This is a genomic window from Mariniflexile sp. HNIBRBA6329, assembly GCF_043558645.1.
Lineage (GTDB): Bacteria > Bacteroidota > Bacteroidia > Flavobacteriales > Flavobacteriaceae > Mariniflexile.
This window is the reverse complement of the sequence record NZ_JBIFXS010000003.1, coordinates 61,534-79,798: the sequence shown is the minus strand read 5'-3', so window position 1 is coordinate 79,798 and position 18,265 is coordinate 61,534. Positions and strand designations below refer to the sequence as shown.

The window sequence follows — 18,265 nt, the reverse complement described above, 5'->3', positions numbered from 1 at the left end:
GAGTGGCAAAATACGTACTAACTCTTGGTTATGGACTAAACTACGCATTATTTTTATACGGCAAATCGTTTTTATTTTTCCTCAAATATTGGTATTTCTTCATCATCAGTATCGTCCAAATTCAAAGTTGGTATATTTTTTTCTTTTTGAGTTCTCAAGTCCGAACAATTTATTAATTCGGCTCTTTTTTTAAATTCTGATATGGTTTTGTTTTTCCAAGAATCCAAATTAGTGGAATCAATTTTATCAAAGTCAAAATCCACTTTATTCAGTTCCAATTTGTCCCGAGTATAGGAGCTTTTTAAAATGATTTTATCTTTAGTTTTGGACAAAATAATCAAGGTGTCATTGTTTGTCATAAGTCGATTTACAGAAGAGTCAAAATCCGAAATAATTATTCCGTTGTCAATTTGTTTAACTTTATGAATCCAAACAATGTCAGATTTACTTGAAAGCATAATTGTGTATTGGTCAGTTATTTTGTATTCATAATAACTTCCATCTTTACTGCATTTATACCAAGTTCCAACTATGTTTTTTTGGCAAGAGGTCTGGCAAACTAAAAGAAAAAAAGTAAATGTTATTTTAAGGTATTTCATTTCTCAAATATATCAAAAGTTAAACGACTTAGTTAGTTTTTTTTCTCACAAAGTCAAAGCAAAGAAATCTAAACCTCAGGTCTAATATCAACAGCTACCTTCATCTTATTTTTTCCAGTACTATAAATAACACCTTTTAGCGGTGGTACATCGTAATAATCACGTCCCCAAGACACTGTAATGTGTTGGTTTTTTGGTATTTGGTTGTTGGTGGGGTCAAAATCTACCCAGCCAAACGTAGGGATATACACAGAAAACCAGGCATGTGATGCATCGGTACCTACCAATTTTTCTTTTCCGGGAGGTGGCAACGTTTCAATGTAACCACTCACGTAGCGTGCAGGCAAGCCTATAGAACGCACACAAGCAATGGCAATTTGCGCAAAATCTTGACATACACCTTTTTTCTCTTTCATCACTTCGTGTAAAGGTGTTGCGATGGTACTGAATCCAGAATCGAATTCAAATTCGGTGTAAATACGTTGCATCAACTCAAAAGCGGCTTCAAAAACAGGTCTGTTTGGTTTAAAAGATGCTTCGGCATAGGCTTTTATCTCTGGAGAAATTTTCGCTATAAAAATGGACTCTAAAATAAATTGCTTTACATCTATATATTCTGGTGTATTTGTTTTTAAGGCGTTTATGGCTTCTGCTAGCGCAATGGTTTTTCCTGTTGAAGATTCTTCAATATTAGGTTGCAAAGTAAAATCTCTTAATATTTTACTTTTGGCTGTTACTTTTAATTCGGTGTGGTGTTTTTGTATGGAAAAACGTGTTATGGTATTTCCGAAAAAGTCCAAACGTTCTGAAATTTCAGTAGGAGTAGGGGTAATTTCCAATTGGTAATCTACCAAGGTCTGCCCTAACATGGTTTTAGGTTTTAGAGTGGCTATGTTGTGGCAAAAGGTAACACCACTTTCATAGTCGTAATTTGTGGTATGCGATACTTGAAATTCCATAATTACAGTGGGAAATTTTGATTAACCAATTGTGTTTGTTGATAAGCATGATTAAAGTAGGTATCGGAAATAGCCAAGGCGGTTTCGTGTAGCAAATCGCTTAAATCCGCCAAAGCATCCTCTAGATTTTGCCTGATGATATCTTCTGAATCTTGCTTTAATAAATCGGGAATATTTAAACTTCTTATTTTATAATTGGCTTCCGAAATAAATTTTTGGCAGTCGGTAGCTTTTCCGGTTACTTCGGAATGTGGCAATTTATCAATATCTTTTTGTATGCGTCTAAGCTGATAGGTTAACGATTTTGGGTATTCGGTATCTAATAAAATAAGGTTTATAACATTTTCAATACTTAAATACGAACGGTAACTGTATCGGTAAATATTTAAACTTTCATGACTGGTCAATATGGCTTCCAGAATTTCGTATTGAGGTTGTTCTTTATGGTTTACCACTAAAAGCGAACGGCATTTTGCAATATTCATTGTGGCTTGTTCGGTTTGCAATCCAATAAAATAGAGCAGTAAGCCTTGATCTACCAAAATACTTTCCTCAATAAGTCCCATAAAAGCAATAAGCCTAGTAATAATTCTATCAAGTACTTTTATAAGAGCAGGTGTGGATGTTTTATCGTCTTCATCTTCAAAGCGTTTCCAAATTTTTTGAATACCATCAAAAACCCGCCACATATCTTTACTCCACAAATTTCGCAAGGAATAATACGAATTATTAAAACTGAATAGGGCTTGAGCAAAACTACCTATGCGGTCTTTATCTATGATTAACGATAGAATTTCTTTTAAGGGATCTGCTAAAGCTTCTTCGCCTTCTTCACCTATAAAACCTGGAAAGGTAGAGGTGATGTTTGTAATAGATTGAAACAAACAAAGTAAACTTTCCGATTGTTTTTTGTTTTTATTGTATTGCTCGTTGCTCATTTTATTAAGCACGGTTCGTAAAAAACGTGCCGTAACTAAGGCTCTGCCTAAATATCTGCCAGACCAATATAAATTTTCGGCTGTATTACTTGGCAAATCGTTAATTCCCGAAATAGAAATTTTACATGTATTGTCCCAAGCGTAGTTTTGAATATTGGTTTGTGGTTGGTCGGCAACAACCCAAAAATCTTTGCTTACGCCACCACGTTGGTTTGATACGAATAAATTTTCGCGTTCCGCAGCCACACGAACCAATCCACCAGGCATTACCGAATAGCCGTCTTTTTGGGCTATGGAAAACGTTCTGCACATTACTTTACGTGGTTCTAGTTTACCGTTTACAAAATCGGGAGCTGTTGAAAACGATATTTTTTCTTGGGCCACAAAACTATATGGATTTGAAAGAATTTCTTTTTTTAAATTTTCCAGTTGATTTGGTTTTAGAAATTCACAAAAAAAGATGCTTTCTCGGTTAGACCTATCAATGCGTTTTACAACCAAATTGGTTAAATTATTTAAAACGTAATTGCGCTCCTTTTCTTGTCCACACCACCACGATGCTATCTGCGGCAATATCAATTCTTCCTTAAAAAAGTATTTACAAATGGCGTTCATAAACGGTATCAATCCTGAGTTTTCCAGTACGCCACTTCCAATCGGGTTTACTATGGTTACTTGCTGTTGTCTTACCACATCCAATAAACCAGCAACACCTAAATAGGAATCTTCACGAAGCTCTAAAGGATCCATAAACACATCATCAACACGTCTTAAAATAACATCAACTTGTTTCAGTTCTTTTAAAGATTTCATCCAAACTTTTCCGCTTCTAACTACCAAATCGTTGCCAGTAACCAATGGATATCCTAAAAACGACGACAAGTAAGCATGTTCAAAATAGGTTTCGTTTAAAGGCCCTGGTGTAAGTATAACAATGTTTGGGTTTACTTTATTTTGAGGTGCCGCATCAATAAGCATTTGGTTCAAATCTGAGAAGAAATGCGATGGTTGCTTAACGTGGATACCTTTAAATATATCGGGCAATATTCTACTTGTTGAATATCTGTTTTCTAAAGCATACCCCATACCTGATGGCGCTTGGGTTCTATCGTTAACCACCCACATGCGCCCATCGGGACCACGTGCTAAATCGGCAGAATGTATTAATAGGTTTTTTGCGGTTTTATATTGAATTTGGTCGCATTGCCTTAAAAAGCCTCGATGCGCATAAATAACTTCAGGAGGAATGATGCCATTTTTGATAAGTTCACGTTTACCGTAAACATCCTTTAGAATAAGGTTTAATAATTCCGAACGCTGTTTGATACCTTTTTCAATGGTTTCCCATTCTTTTTGGTGAATAAGAAAAGGAACAATGTTAAGTTCCCAAGTGCGTTGCATCCCTTTCGGGTCGTTATACACATTATAGGTAACACCGTTTTCGTCCATTAACCAATCCATCTCATTTTGTTTTGAGACTAGGGTTTCACTACCCATTTGGGAGATATTACTTAGTAATTTTTCCCAATTAGGATTTATGGACATGTTGGATTTTAGAACTTCATCATAATTCTTAAAATCAGAAAAATAATTTTTAAACAGGGTGTTTTTGTCAATCAGCATCAATCGTTATTTTTTTCGTAAATCTAAGGTATAAGGAAATTCGAAATTAATTGGTAATTCTTTGTATTTAAATTTTCTAGAGCTAGCCTGTTTTTTTACGTTTTTCTTTGAACTGTTGTCATCTTGGGCAATTTTTTCAACTTCAAAAACCTCTCCTTGTGTATGGCCTTGTTCCCAAAAACGATTGATACGTCTTGATTCGGCTTCAAAACTATTAACAGGATAGGTTTCATATGAACGTCCACCAGGGTGTGCCACAAAATAGGTGCAGCCTCCAATAGAACGTTTATTCCAAGTGTCAATAATATCGAATACTAAAGGGGTGTCTACATCAATTGTAGGGTGTAATGATGAATGTGGATTCCAAGCTTTATAGCGAATACCAGCAACATATTCTCCTTTTACACCAGTGCTGTTTAGGTGAACTTTCACGCCATTACAGGTTAAAACGTAACGCTCTTCAATAAAGTGCGATACTTTAACTTGAATGCGTTCTACGGAAGAATCTACATAACGGGCGGTACCGCCTCCGGTCATTTCTTCACCTAAAACGTTCCAAGGTTCAATGGCGGCACGTAATTCTAAATGGATATTATTAATTTCAACCATACCATGCAGCGGAAATCTAAACTCGAAAAAGGGGTTAAACCATTCTTCTTTAAACCTGTAACCCGCTTTGTTTAGTTGTGTAACAATATCTTTAATATCTTCCCTTACGTAATGCTCGGTTAAGAATTTATCATGTAATTCGGTACCCCAACGTACTAATTCGTGTTCGTAAGGTTTTTTCCAAAACCACGCTACCAAGGTTCTAACTAGCAAGTTTTGCATCAAACTCATTTGCGGATGTGGAGGCATATCAAAAGCACGCAACTCCAAAATACCCAATCTACCAGAATTGGAGTCTGGAGAATATAATTTATCGATACAGAATTCAGCGCGATGTGTGTTTCCTGTTAAATCGGTTAATAAATGACGGAATAATCTATCGGTTAACCAAAAAGGGACTTTACCGTTCTTAGGGATTTGGCTGAAGGCAATTTCCAATTCATACAAATTTTCCATACGTGCTTCGTCTATTCGTGGCGCTTGACTGGTAGCCCCAATAAAAGCACCAGAAAACAAATAAGAAAGCCCTGGGTGATGTTGCCAAAAGGTGAGCAAACTGCGCAATAAACTAGGTTTGCGTAATAACGGACTATCGGCAGGAGTGATACCACCCAACGTAACATGGTTTCCGCCACCAGTACCTGTATGCTTTCCGTCTAGCATGAATTTTTCGGTACCTAAACGCGATTCTTTTGCAAGTTTATAAAGCGTTAAGGTGTTGTAGGTGAGTTCTTCCCAGTTTTTTGCAGGTTGAACGTTTACTTCAATAACACCTGGGTCTGGAGTCACTTTAAGCGATTCCAAACGGCTGTCTTTTGGTGGGTCGTATCCTTCCAAAATAACAGGAATGTTGAGTTCTTTGGCTGTCGCTTCAATAGATGCTACCAAATCCAAAAATATTTCAGCGGTATCTAAAGGAGGTAAGAATAAATACAGTTTTCCATCTCTTACTTCGGCACATAAAGCGGTGCGAATGAAATAGTTGAAAGGCGGTTCTAAAAAACCTTGTTCTTTTACTTGTTTAAAACGTTTTGCAACACTGTTTTTATAACTTGGGAATTTTTTCTTTTTTGAAAAATTATCAGGTATATATTGAGGAAACTCACCATGTTCCGGTTTTTTGATAAGTGAATTTAATGGCAACCTTAAACCTACGGGCGAATTCCCTGGAATTAAATATAAATGATTGCGCCTAAAACTCCAATCGCTGGTATACCAAGTTCCCATGGAATTGTTTAGGGGTAAAACGTATCCAGCGGCTTTCGATTTTCCGTCCTCCAGTATTTGTTTCAATTTGTTTTTAACCAATAAAGTACCATCATCTTTGGTCGGGTCTACATCAACAGGTAGTTTTCCTTCTTCCCAAATAAAATAAAAAGCATCTTCATAAGTGGGGATGATGTATTTATTGGTGATGCCTAAATATTTGGTTAATGTTTCCAAGAATCTCCTATCGGCATCCTCAGGTATTTTTGGATTATCAGAAAATAAAGATAAGAGTTTTTTGTTGTGCCATATCTTTTTACCGTCTTTTCGCCAACAGATTTCAATTTGCCAACGTGGTAGCGGTTCACCCGGATACCATTTGCCTTGGGCTTGGTGCAATACGCCACCGTTGCTAAATTCATCATACAATTTAGCTGATAGTTTTTTGGCTAGTTCTTGTTTATGTGGGCCATCGGCTTCTGTATTCCATTCAGGCGATTCCATATCGTCGATAGAAACAAAGGTGGGTTCGCCACCCATGGTTAAACGTACGTCGCCTTTTTCAAGTTCTTTTTCAACTTTAAAACCAAGGTTGTATATAGCTTTCCACTGTTCTTCGGTGTACGGTTTTGTAACTCTGGGCGATTCAAAAATTCGTTTTACTGAATTTTCAAACACAAATTCGGTTTCGCAAACATCGGTCATTCCCGAAACAGGTGCAGCACTTTCAAATGAAGGCGTACAAGCCAATGGAATGTGTCCTTCGCCCGCTAGTAAGCCTGAAGTGGCATCAAAACCAATCCAACCAGCACCTGGTATATACACTTCGGCCCAAGCGTGTAAATCGGTAAAATCTTCTTCAGGACCGGAAGGACCATCCAATGATTTTTCATCAGACTTTAATTGTACTAAATACCCAGATACAAAACGCGCACCAAACCCTAAATGGCGTAAGGTCTGAACAAATAACCAAGCATAATCGCGACAAGAGCCGCTTTTAAGTTTTAAGGTTTCTTCGCAAGTTTGTACACCAGGGTCTAAGCGTATGTTGTATTTTAAGTATTCGTATATTTTTCTATTGATGTCTATTAAAAAATAAATGGTTTTTCTTGGTGTTTTATCTATGGTTTTTAGAAAACCCTGTAGAAGCTCACCGTTTTCCGTAATTTCTAAATAGGGTAGTAGTTCTTTTTTTGTGGTGACATCGTATTTAAAAGGGATTTCTTCAGCATATTCCTCAACAAAAAAATCAAATGGATTTATGGTTTTTAAATCAGCAATAATTTCAACTTCAATAGATAACTCAGTGGTTTTTTCAGGAAAAATTAACCGTGCCAAATAGTTTCCAAATGGGTCTTGTTGCCAGTTGAAAAATTGGTTTTCGGGTTTAATTTTTATAGAATACGCCTCGATGGGTGTGCGACTGTGTGGTGCAGGACGTAACCTGAAAATATGAGGAGATAACGATACCGGACGGTCGTATTTGTATTGTGTTTTGTGTGAAATTACAATTTTTAAAGCCATAGAAAAACCTGTTAATGAAACTACAATTTAAGTGATTTTTATTTGATAAATGAGCGAATTTTAAAAAAACACAAAAGAATATAAAATGCTTATTTTTTTAATTTTAAATTGGTGTTTCGATAATTTTGATGTGTTTTTTTTTACGATAAAAAACCAATTCTATTAAGTTTAAATTTATAAAACAGTTTTTTATGGCTGGAAAATGCATGTTTTTTAAGTAAGCAAACCTGAAAATTACCCAAAATAGACTGGATTATCTATTAAACCTTCCTGAAGTATTTCCATCTAAAATACCCATAACTTCAGGCACATTGGCGTAGTTAACATCGCCTTCGTAAGTGTGTTTTAGGGCACAAGCAGCACTTGCAAATTCCATAGACTTATAATCGTCAAACCTTTGTAAACCGTAAATTAATCCAGCGGCAAAAGCATCACCAGTGCCAATACGGTCTATAATATGTGTGATATCAAAATCACTGGTCTCTCTAAATTCTTCACCATTCCACATTCTAGCTCTTATTTTGTGCCAAGAAGCATTTATAGGGGTTCTTATTTTATCAAATATCTTTTCAATAGAAGGGAATTTTATCATTAATGCTTTACTGGCTTCTATAAAATCATCGTTAGAAAATTCATAATTGCTGTCTAAGGCTTCATTTATTTCATTAATACCGCCAATAAATATGGTGGAATAAGAAAGTAAATCGCATAGAACGTCTTTGGCATTTTCGCCATATTTCCATAAACCTTTGCGGTATGTAGGGTCGGCACTTACAGCTATTCCCTTTTCTTTGGCAAGTTTTAGTCCTGCTTTAAGCGTATCGTAAGCCCCTTTACTTAATGCAGGGGTGATGCCTGTCCAATGAATCCACTTTGCTTTTCTTAAAATGTTTTCCCAATCTACCATTTCAGGTTTTATATCTGAAAATGATGAATGGGAACGATTATATGAAATAGAACTTGGGCGCATTACGGCACCAACTTCTAAAAAATATACGCCCAATGGTCTATCGGAACGTACAATAGCCGATGTGCTAACACCAAATTTCTGGATATATGAAATAGCAGTATCTCCAACAAAATCGTTAGATACACAACTGATGTGTTTTACTTTTTCACCAAAATTAGCAATGGATATGCCTACATTAACTTCGGTACCTCCAAAATAGAATTCCAGCAAATTAGCTTGAATAAACTTTTTGTTTCCTTCAGGTGACAACCGCATTAAAACTTCTCCAAATGTTATAATTTGCTTCATGCTATATTGGTTAATTTAAATTGTATAAACTCTATTTTCCTGTTCATTTACGCGTATAAAGGTAGTACGTTTGGTAAGTTCTTTCAAGCGTTGTGCACCTACATACGTACAAGTACTTCTCAAACCACCTAAAATATCTTGTAGTGTGTTTTCAACATCACCTCTGTATGGAACTTCTACTGTTTTGCCTTCGCTTGCTCTGTATTCGGCAACACCTCCAATATGTTTTTCCATAGCTGTTGATGAACTCATACCATAAAATTTTCGGTAGGGTTTTCCCTGTTTTTCAATAATTTCCCCACCACTTTCTGTGTGACCCGCCAACATGCCACCCAACATAACAAAATCGGCACCTGCACCAAAGGCTTTGGCAATATCACCAGGAATGGTACAACCACCATCACTAATAATTTGTCCACCTAAACCATGTGCAGCATCAGCACATTCTATAATGGCTGAAAGTTGTGGGTAGCCAACACCAGTTTTTAAACGCGTGGTACATACGGAACCCGGACCAATGCCTACTTTAACAATATCGGCACCGGAAAGTAATAGTTCTTCAACCATTTCACCTGTAACAACATTACCAGCAATAATAACCTTATCGGGATATTGGTCTCGGGTTTGTTTTACAAAATTGGCAAAATATTCTGAATAGCCATTGGCGACATCAATACAAATGAATTTTAAATTGGGATTGAATTTGAATACAGCTGCTAAATGCTCAGAATCTTTTTTACTAATCCCGGTACTTACAGCTATATAATTTTCAATACCTTCTGGTAAATTTGCTGCAAATACATTCCAATCTGCAATCGAATAATGTTTATGAATGGCAGTAAATAATTGTTTGCTAGATAGGGATTTTGCCATTTCAAAAGTGCCAACCGTATCCATATTGGCTGCCATTATGGGAATACCTGTCCAAGAAAGTGGACTGTGTAAAAATTTAAATTCACGTTCTAAGCTAACTTCAGCTCTACTTTTTAGTGTAGAACGTTTAGGACGAATCATTACATCTTTAAATCCTAATTTAATATCGTATTCTATTCGCATGCATTATGAGATTGGAGTTAATTTAAAGTATATTTTTATAAGTTATAAAGTTAAATAAAACAAAATAAAATATCGGTATGAAATACCTGCAATACCTTTGTTTATTAATATAATAATAATATGTTTGTTAAAAAAGCCTACTGAACAAATGAGTTTTTCAATAAAGTTCCTAAAATCTATTAAAACCAGGAGGATATTATCTATAATTATTTTTGTTTCTATAATATTTGTTCTATTGCTAGCTTACTTTTTTCTCGAAAAGAAAATAAGTGATACTGTTTTGGCACTTATTTTATTTGGTTTTGCTGTAGGCCAAATTTTTGTGTTGCAATTTTTTTTCAAAAACCAATTAAAGAATGATGTAAAAGTTTCTGACTTAAGAAATAGAGTTAGTGACTTGCAATCCAGTCTTGATGAAGCTAATAGAATTGCAGATTATAAATCCATTTATTTAGCGAATATGAGTTACGAAATACGTACGCCACTTAGTACGGTTTTAGGAATGCTTAACATGTTAAAACAGACCCATTTGGATGCAGACCAAAAAGCACAAATTGAAATAGCTGAATATTCTTCTAAGCATTTATTACAACTTGTAAATATGGTTACTGATAATGAAGATGTTGATAAAGGCGATATAAAATTGAATTTGTTAGCCATCGATTTAAAATCTGAATTATTACATCTTTTTAAAGTATTTGAATATCAAGCCTGGGAAAAAGGATTGGAATTTGAATACAAATTTTTAATGGATGAAACGCGTAAATTTTCTCTGTTGGGCGATTCTTTACGTATCCAGCAAGTTTTAATAAACTTAATAAATAATGCCATTAAATTTACAAACTCAGGAAAAATTTCAATAATTGTAGATCAAACGGTAAGTATTGAGGATGGGCAAATAGTAGCGTTCTATATAAAAGATACCGGTATTGGGTTGCGTGCTGAAGAAATAAAACAAATTTTTAACGAATCGAAAGCATTTAATATTTCTGAAGGAAGAGATTATAGAGAGGGTGGTTTAGGACTTTCTATTTCGCATCAACTTGTAAAATTGATGGGTGGTGAGTTGAAATTGGAAAGTAAAGAGAACGAGGGGTCCACCTTTTATTTTAGTTTACAACTTAAAAAAACGTTGGGTATAAAGGCGGAAGAAGAAATTCTAGAGCCAATTTTATTGGAAAAATTCAATGTTCTGGTTGCTGAAGATAACCGAATGAATCAAAAAGTAATTAAGTTTTTATTGGAACAACAAGGCGCCGACTGTACGTTTGCTAAAAATGGTTTAGAAGCTGTAGAGCTATACAAAATTTTAGATTTTGACATGGTTTTTATGGATATTTACATGCCAGACATGGATGGCTATGAAGCCACAAAAGCCATAAAAGAAACCAAGAAATACGCTGATTGTAATACACCAATTATAGCTGTGTCTGCAAGTGCTTTTGAAGTGGATATTGCAAACGCAAAACTTGCTGGGATAGATGAGTTTTTAGCAAAACCACTTGAGGTTGCCAAACTCAAAGAGTTACTAATAAAGTATGCTAAAAAAGACGCTTCGGTATAATTTGTAATATTACTTTACAGCAATCACACTAATTTCAACATTCACATGCTTTGGTAAACGTGCTACTTGAACGGTTTCACGGGCAGGAGCAGTGGCTTCATCAAAAAAGCTACCATAAACGGTATTGATTTTACCAAAATCCTCCATATTACTGATGAAGATTGTTGATTTCACCACGTTTTCAAACGTCATATTTGCAGCTTCCAAAACAGCCTTTAGGTTATGCATAACCTGTTTAGTTTCTGTTTCAATATCACTTAAAACAAGTTCGTTGGTTTTGGGGTTAATGGCAATTTGTCCAGAAGTATATAAAGTGTTACCGCTTAAAATAGCTTGATTATAAGGACCAATTGGTGCTGGTGCATTTGGTGTAGTAATAATTGTTTTCATAACGGTTTATTTTAAATTTCAATAAGCAATAAGCAATAAGCAATAAGCAATAAGCAATAGTCAATAAGCAATAAGCTAAAGTTGTAAATCGGGTTGATTTCGTTTTTCGTATTTTAAATCTTTTAAGATGTTAGATTTTATACCAATAAAGAAATTCCATGAGCTTCTAGTGCTAAAAGGCACCCAACTGAAATTCATACGCCAGCTCATTAAATCACGTTCAAAACGTAGTTGCGTATACGTGAATCCTGCATTTTTTAAATCGTAACCAGATGATGCACCAATAGACCATTTTTCGGATAATTTAATATCGCCCGAAAACATAAGCGAATGTGAGGATATTTGGTTTTCCCTTCTTGAATTGGAATAATTTAAAGCATAAGCTATTCGCAAATTCCAAGGGATGCTATAGCTGTAATATTCGCTAGGTTTTTCTTCTTCGTCGTCACCCTCTTTCATGTCATCAATTTGTTGGTTTGCAAAATCTTCCGAAATACCAAACAAATCATCATCGCGACCACCTCTTCTTAAATTTTCCTCAACACCTTTTTTATTGTCATTTTTGTCACTTCCATTTTTACTGGATAGAGTCCATCCTGTGGTTAAGTTGGCACTGGTTAATCTAAAGAGGCTTCCACCATTATCAATGTTGAATTTACCAATTCTGTTATTGTTATTGTCCAGTGCATATGGGTCTAAAGTAGCACCAAAATTAATACTCATTTTGTTGTTGAAAAGTTGTGTGCCACCGCTCATTCTAACAGGACTCCATTGTAGCGAATCACCTGCAAAATTATAAGAGGTTGAAAAGTTTAGGTTATTTAACAAAATAACCTTTTTAGGTTCGGTAGCTGTACTGTCTTTATCGCGCACTTTAGCTTCAAGGTTATTGGAAACCGAAATACCCATAGAACTGGAAAAGTTTTTTCCAGGAGAACCAAAAATACCTTGTTCAAAACGCGTGTATTCTACGTCGGTTGTTGTTAATCCGTCTGCACTAACAACTTCGTAGGTATCGTAATATTTATCAAAAGCAGGATTGATGTTGTAACTTACGGAAGGTCGAATGATATGACGAATTGCTTTTATTTTAGTGTCTTTTCCTTCTTTTTCAAAATTAAACATCCCGTAAACGGTTGTTCCTAAACTGGTGCTGAAGTTGTAAGTTCTAAAGGCATCAAAACCATTTATTTCTTCAGTTATAACTTTTTTTGTTGTGGCATCAAAACTTTTTTCGATGGTTTTGAATGTCCAAACTTCATTCAAACTGCTGCTGGCACTTAAACTAAAATATTTAAATACTTTGAAGTTGGTACTAAGCGGAATACTATGCTGAAACCCTGCTTTGGCATCGTCAAACATTTCTTTTTTAAAGAAAAGTGAGTCGGTTGTACTAATTCTATTTTCACCTCTAACATTATATTGCAAGTTAATGTTTTGAATGATTCCTTTTTTAGACCCAGTTTTAGATGCAAAAGGGTACATTCTGCCCAAACTTCCTTGAAATGTTGGAAGCGTCATATTTATTTGTTGGGTGTTGGTGTTTTGAGAATGCGTCGCCGTTAAACTAATATTTGGCTGTAATTTTCCTTGAAATGTTTTTGAATAAGAAACAGAAGATGATAAGGTGTTATTTAAAAAAGCACCTGTATTTACTTGATTTATAGAAGTTTGGTAATATTGACTGCTCCCTAAGTTAACCGATGCAGAGAAACGTGAATTGGGATTAGATTTACCATCTTGACTATGCGACCAACGAATGTTATAAACGGTAGACTTGGAATAATCTGGGAAGCCACGTTCACTATTTATTAAACTTTCGTAACTAAAGTTTAAATTTCCTCTAAATTTATAGCGTTTTGCATACGTACTTTCAGAACGAAACCCGTAACTACCATTGGTGTAATAATCGCCTAAAAGTGCTAAATCTACATAATCGCTAATAGCCAAGTAATATCCACCATTTTGTAAAAAATAACCACGTTGGTTTTGTTCACCAAAACTAGGAATGATAATACCGGAGGTTTGTTTTTCCGATTGAGGAAAGAAACTAAAAGGCAACCAAACAGGTGTAGGAATATCGTAAATATACAAACCGGCAGCACCAGTTACTATTTTTTTTCCAGGTACTATTTTTGCTTTTAACAGGCGGATGTAATACTCGGGGTCATCCAAATCTTCAGCGGTGGTATATTTGGCATTTTTTAAAAAGTAAACCGAGTCGTTTTCTTTTTTAGTTAACGATGCAATAACGGTACCGTCGCCTTGTTCGGTTTTAGAGTTGTATATAAGTGCTTTCTTTGTTTTAGTATTGAAAATAATCGAGTCGGGTTCTACCACATTGGCACCTTGTGTAAAAACAGGTTTTTGGGTATAAGCACCAATAGAATCTTTTATACCTTTGGCATAAACCGTGTTTTTTGTATAATCTATGGTAATGTTTCCCGCAGCTATATTCATGTCGCCATAATCAATAGTGGCTTCATTATATAAGTATAATTTATGTTCTTTTTGGTTGAACTTGGTATAATCGGTTGCGTGGTACTTTACGGTATGTTCTAAAAGCTCTTTTTTAGGTTTAATGGAATCTTTTAATGTGGAGTCTTGTGCTTTTTCTGAAACTTCGGTAGTTACTAAGCTGTCAATACTAATATTCACGCTATCCTTAACACTTCTGTCAATAGGAACTCCACCTTTTGGAAGGTCTTGCGCAAAGCTAAACATGTTAATAAACACTGTAAAACTTAAGGTAAAAAGTATTTTAAAGTTGTTTGTGTGCAACGCTTTTAAATGTATTTTTGTAAAAGTATGGCTCGATTTTTGAAAAGCCAAAATTACATATATTTTTCTGTGATTGATTTATTATTCAATTAAAATTTTAAATTAAACTTGGGCTCAAATTTACCGAGTGCTAAACCAAGTTTTTTAATCGTTAAAATGTTTGTGAAACATAGTTGTCTAAATAAAATATATTATGATAATTATAGTTAATGTTATGTGTGACCGATTTAAAACAATATAATTACCCATGAAAACGAACAGAGTATTACTTTTCGTATTATTTATAATAGTATTAACATTTTCTTCATTTACTAAGGTTGATCAAGAAAATCCGGAAGCTAAATTTATAGTGGTTTTAGATGCAGGCCATGGCGGTCACGACCACGGTAATAAAGGCAATGGCTATAAAGAAAGTGAAATTTCGTTAAATATTGTTTTGGATGTTGGTAAACAACTGGAGAAGAATCCAAATATCAAAGTGGTTTACACCAGAAAAACCGATGTGTTTGTTGATTTATTTGAAAGAGGGCAAATAGCCAATAAAGCAAAAGCCGATTTATTTGTATCTATCCATTGCAATGCGCATAAATCGGATGCACATGGTACAGAGACATTTGTATTAGGAACCCACAGGAACCAAACCAATTTTGAAGTAGCAAAAAAGGAAAACTCGGTGATTTTTCTTGAGGATGATTATGAAAAGAAATATAAAGGGTTCGACCCTAATTCTCCCGAATCTGTAATGAGCATATTAATAAGTCAAGAAGAGTATCTAGACCAAAGCATCATGTTGGCAAGTTTAATTCAAAATAGGTTCACAAATAAATTAAAGCGAACCAATAGAGGGGTTAAGCAAGCCGGATTTATTGTGTTGCACCAAACTGTAATGCCCAGTGTTTTGGTAGAAGTTGGTTTTTTAACAAATAGGGAAGAAGGTGCTTATTTGAATTCAGAACAAGGACAAAAAGATATGGCTAATTCCGTAACAAGTGCCATTTTAGAATATAAGCATAGTTTAGATGGCAATGTAGACGATTTTATTTTTTACGATGATGCGCCAGCAGTTAAAACTGAAAAAACTATTGAAGTGCCAAAGGTATCAGAAGTTGCAAGGACCATAGATAGTTCCATAACATACAAAGTACAAATAGCTGCAACTTCAAGAGCTATAGAGCCCAAGCCCAATAATTTTAAAGGACTTAAAAATGTTACCAGAGAAAAAGAAGGGGGTTTATTTAAGTACTTTTATGGTAACACTTCCGATTACAATAGTACAAAAACATTAGAAGAAGAAGCCATAAGAAAAGGCTACAAATCCAGTTTTATAGTGGCTTTTAAGGACGGCAAAAAGATAAGCTTAAACGAAGCCTTAAAAACAACTGCTAATTAAAGAGGTTCTTTTTAAATTTATTTTAAATTTGTACATCTAACATTTACTTTATTTACTTTGAAAATATCAAAAGAAGTTAAAACAGGCGTATTAGTATTATCGGGTATTGTCCTATTTATTTTTGGATTTAATTATTTAAAGGGGAGAAACCTATTCGAATCCACCGACGTGTATTATACAGAGTTTGATTACAATGCACTTAATAAATCCTCACCCATCACAGTAAATGGTAATAATGTTGGAAAAATTCAGGATATCGTTTACGATTATGAAACAGGTAAAACCAGAGTGTCTTTTTCGGTAAATGCTGCCTTAAAGTTTTCTAAAAATTCTGTAATTAAAATGTACGAAACAGGATTGATGGGAGGAAACGGACTTGCCATTTTAATAAGCACAGAAGGGGAGCAAGCAAAACCAGGTGATGTTTTACCATCTACAGTAGAATTGGGATTGGTTACAACGCTTTCTAAAAGCTTTTCGGGTATAAGCAATAATTTAGATTCTACTTTAAAATCTACCGATACACTTATGTTAAGCATCAATAGATTGGTTAACGATAATTCTGATGCAGGTTTAAAACGTACTATCGAAGAATTAAATCATACGCTACAATCGTTCAAAAACACTTCAAATTCTGTAAATGCTGTTATTTCTAAAAATGACAAAAACATTTCAGAAATATTAGAGAAATTCAAAACAATAAGTGCAGATTTAGCTGTACTTACTTCCGATTTGAAAAACGCCAATTTAGGTGCAACTGTAGATAATTTAAATGGCACATTAAATAAATTAAATACCATTTTAACGACTATAGATAAAGGCGACGGTACCATAGGGAAATTACTTAAAGACGAAGGTTTATACAAAAACCTTGAGGGCGCTACCAAAGAAATGGAAGAACTTATAAGAGATATAAAATTACACCCAGCTCGCTACAGAAGAATTTTATCTAAAAAAGAAATACCTTACCAAAAGGAAGACACTAAATAATAATTGATGGAATATTTGCCAAATATACTTTTTGCAATCTTACTGGGTATAGGTATTGGTTTTTTTGCCAAAAACGTAAAAAAACTTATTCGTAATATCAAGTTAGGACACGATGTAGATGTTAGCGATAACAAATCGCAGCGTTGGAAAAACATGGCTATGATAGCCTTAGGGCAAAGTAAAATGGTGCGTCGTCCCATCGCAGGTTTTTTGCATATAGTTGTTTATCTAGGCTTCATTATCATCAATATTGAAGTTTTAGAAATTATCATCGATGGTATTTTTGGTACACACCGAATAGGTTTATCAGTACTTCCAAAAGCCGTTTACGGGTTTTTAATAGGTTCTTTTGAAGTTTTAGCGGTATTGGTTTTAATCGCCGTTGTCATTTTTTGGATACGCAGAAATATTATTAAACTAGCACGTTTCTGGAAAAGTGAAATGACCAGTTGGCCCAAAAACGACGGCAATTTCATTCTATATTTCGAAATGGTTTTGATGACTCTGTTTTTGGTAATGAATGCTACCGATTTACATTTTCAAACCATAAATTCAGGAAATGTAATAAGCAAGCACATAGCACCATGGTTTAGTGGTTTGTCAGAAAGTGCACTTCACACCATCGAAAGAACCGCTTGGTGGCTGCATATCCTAGGTATTTTAGTATTCTTAAACTATCTGTATTTTTCAAAGCATCTGCATATTCTATTGGCATTTCCAAACACATTTTACGGAAAAATAAAACCAAAAGGACAGCTTGATAATTTAGAAGCAGTTACAAAAGAAGTAAAAATGATGATGGATCCCAACGTCGATCCATTTGCAGCACCAGCCGAAGGAGCAGAAAATGTTATGCCTGCCAAATTCGGAGCCAGCGACGTGCAAGATTTAAATTGGGTACAATTACTAAATGCATATACTTGTACCGAGTGCGGACGTTGTACCAGCGAATGTCCTGCAAACCAAACAGGTAAAAAACTATCGCCACGAAAAATCATGATGGATACCCGCGACCGTTTAGAGGAAGTAGGTAAAAACATAGATGCCAACAAAGGCGAGTTTAAAGAAGATGGAAAACAGCTTCTCGATAATTATATTACCAGAGAAGAATTATGGGCATGTACCTCGTGCAATGCGTGTGTGGAAGCCTGTCCAGTAAGTATCGACCCGCTTTCAATCATCATGGATATGCGTCGTTATTTGGTTATGGAGCAGTCCGCTGCACCCGTAGAGTTAAATAACATGATGACCAATATTGAAAACAACGGTGCTCCATGGCCATACAACCAAATGGACCGATTGAACTGGAAAAACGAATAATAAAATAATTTGGGCATTACCCAAGGGGCGGGCTTTCGGCAGTCGCTTCCCGATGAAA

General features: G+C 35.1%; 12 protein-coding genes. 4 read left to right on the top strand and 8 right to left on the bottom strand.

All coding sequences use genetic code 11. The features are described 5' to 3' along the window. Positions 1 to 71: 71 nt before the first annotated feature. The 6 genes from ACGK9U_RS04975 to ACGK9U_RS04950 all read right to left on the bottom strand — a co-directional run bounded on the left by ACGK9U_RS04975 (position 72) and on the right by ACGK9U_RS04950 (position 9,772). On the bottom strand, positions 72 to 599 hold the full coding sequence (locus ACGK9U_RS04975) for a hypothetical protein (protein ID WP_394465267.1): 528 nt from the start codon (positions 597 to 599) through the stop codon (positions 72 to 74). Between the two features lie 68 nt (positions 600 to 667). After that, complete coding sequence (locus tag ACGK9U_RS04970; protein ID WP_394465266.1) at positions 668 to 1,558, bottom strand: transglutaminase N-terminal domain-containing protein; 891 nt, start codon at positions 1,556 to 1,558, stop codon at positions 668 to 670. 2 nt (positions 1,559 to 1,560) lie between these two features. Beyond that, the gene (locus ACGK9U_RS04965) at positions 1,561 to 4,119 is read right to left on the bottom strand and encodes a circularly permuted type 2 ATP-grasp protein (protein WP_394465265.1); all 2,559 of its coding nucleotides are present in this window, start codon (positions 4,117 to 4,119) and stop codon (positions 1,561 to 1,563) included. A gap of 6 nt (positions 4,120 to 4,125) precedes the next feature. Beyond that, positions 4,126 to 7,458 carry a DUF2126 domain-containing protein gene (locus tag ACGK9U_RS04960; RefSeq protein WP_394465264.1) on the bottom strand — a complete coding sequence of 1,111 codons (3,333 nt, stop codon included), beginning with the start codon at positions 7,456 to 7,458 and terminating at the stop codon, positions 4,126 to 4,128. A 253-nt stretch (positions 7,459 to 7,711) separates the two neighbouring features. After that, the gene (locus tag ACGK9U_RS04955) at positions 7,712 to 8,716 is read right to left on the bottom strand and encodes a sugar kinase (RefSeq protein WP_394465263.1); all 1,005 of its coding nucleotides are present in this window, start codon (positions 8,714 to 8,716) and stop codon (positions 7,712 to 7,714) included. Positions 8,717 to 8,731: 15 nt separating this feature from the next. Further along, the gene (locus tag ACGK9U_RS04950; RefSeq protein WP_394465262.1) at positions 8,732 to 9,772 is read right to left on the bottom strand and encodes a GMP reductase; all 1,041 of its coding nucleotides are present in this window, start codon (positions 9,770 to 9,772) and stop codon (positions 8,732 to 8,734) included. Between the two features lie 280 nt (positions 9,773 to 10,052). Between ACGK9U_RS04950 and ACGK9U_RS04945 the strand changes: the two genes are divergently transcribed. Further along, positions 10,053 to 11,336 carry an ATP-binding protein gene (locus ACGK9U_RS04945; RefSeq protein WP_394465261.1) on the top strand — a complete coding sequence of 428 codons (1,284 nt, stop codon included), beginning with the start codon at positions 10,053 to 10,055 and terminating at the stop codon, positions 11,334 to 11,336. Positions 11,337 to 11,345: 9 nt separating this feature from the next. Here ACGK9U_RS04945 and ACGK9U_RS04940 read toward each other — a convergent pair whose 3' ends face one another. Together ACGK9U_RS04940 and ACGK9U_RS04935 are read right to left on the bottom strand one after the other, a co-directional pair. Next, entirely contained in the window at positions 11,346 to 11,726 is a 381-nt protein-coding gene (locus ACGK9U_RS04940; protein ID WP_394465260.1) for a RidA family protein, read from the bottom strand. A 75-nt stretch (positions 11,727 to 11,801) separates the two neighbouring features. Further along, positions 11,802 to 14,558 (bottom strand): putative LPS assembly protein LptD, encoded by a 2,757-nt coding sequence (locus ACGK9U_RS04935; protein ID WP_394465259.1) that lies wholly within the window; start codon positions 14,556 to 14,558, stop codon positions 11,802 to 11,804. Between the two features lie 196 nt (positions 14,559 to 14,754). Here ACGK9U_RS04935 and ACGK9U_RS04930 point away from each other — a divergent pair, with 196 nt between their 5' ends. Genes ACGK9U_RS04930 through ACGK9U_RS04920 form a run of 3 tightly spaced genes read left to right on the top strand, consistent with a single transcriptional unit; the run spans position 14,755 to position 18,207 of the window. Then, on the top strand, positions 14,755 to 15,897 hold the full coding sequence (locus ACGK9U_RS04930) for an N-acetylmuramoyl-L-alanine amidase (protein ID WP_394465258.1): 1,143 nt from the start codon (positions 14,755 to 14,757) through the stop codon (positions 15,895 to 15,897). 57 nt (positions 15,898 to 15,954) lie between these two features. Continuing rightward, positions 15,955 to 16,887, top strand: a complete 933-nt coding sequence (locus tag ACGK9U_RS04925; protein WP_394465257.1) for an MlaD family protein — start codon at positions 15,955 to 15,957, stop codon at positions 16,885 to 16,887. A 6-nt stretch (positions 16,888 to 16,893) separates the two neighbouring features. Further along, a complete protein-coding gene (locus tag ACGK9U_RS04920; RefSeq protein WP_394465256.1) occupies positions 16,894 to 18,207 on the top strand; it encodes a 4Fe-4S dicluster domain-containing protein in 1,314 nt (437 codons plus the stop codon). Positions 18,208 to 18,265: the final 58 nt, after the last annotated feature.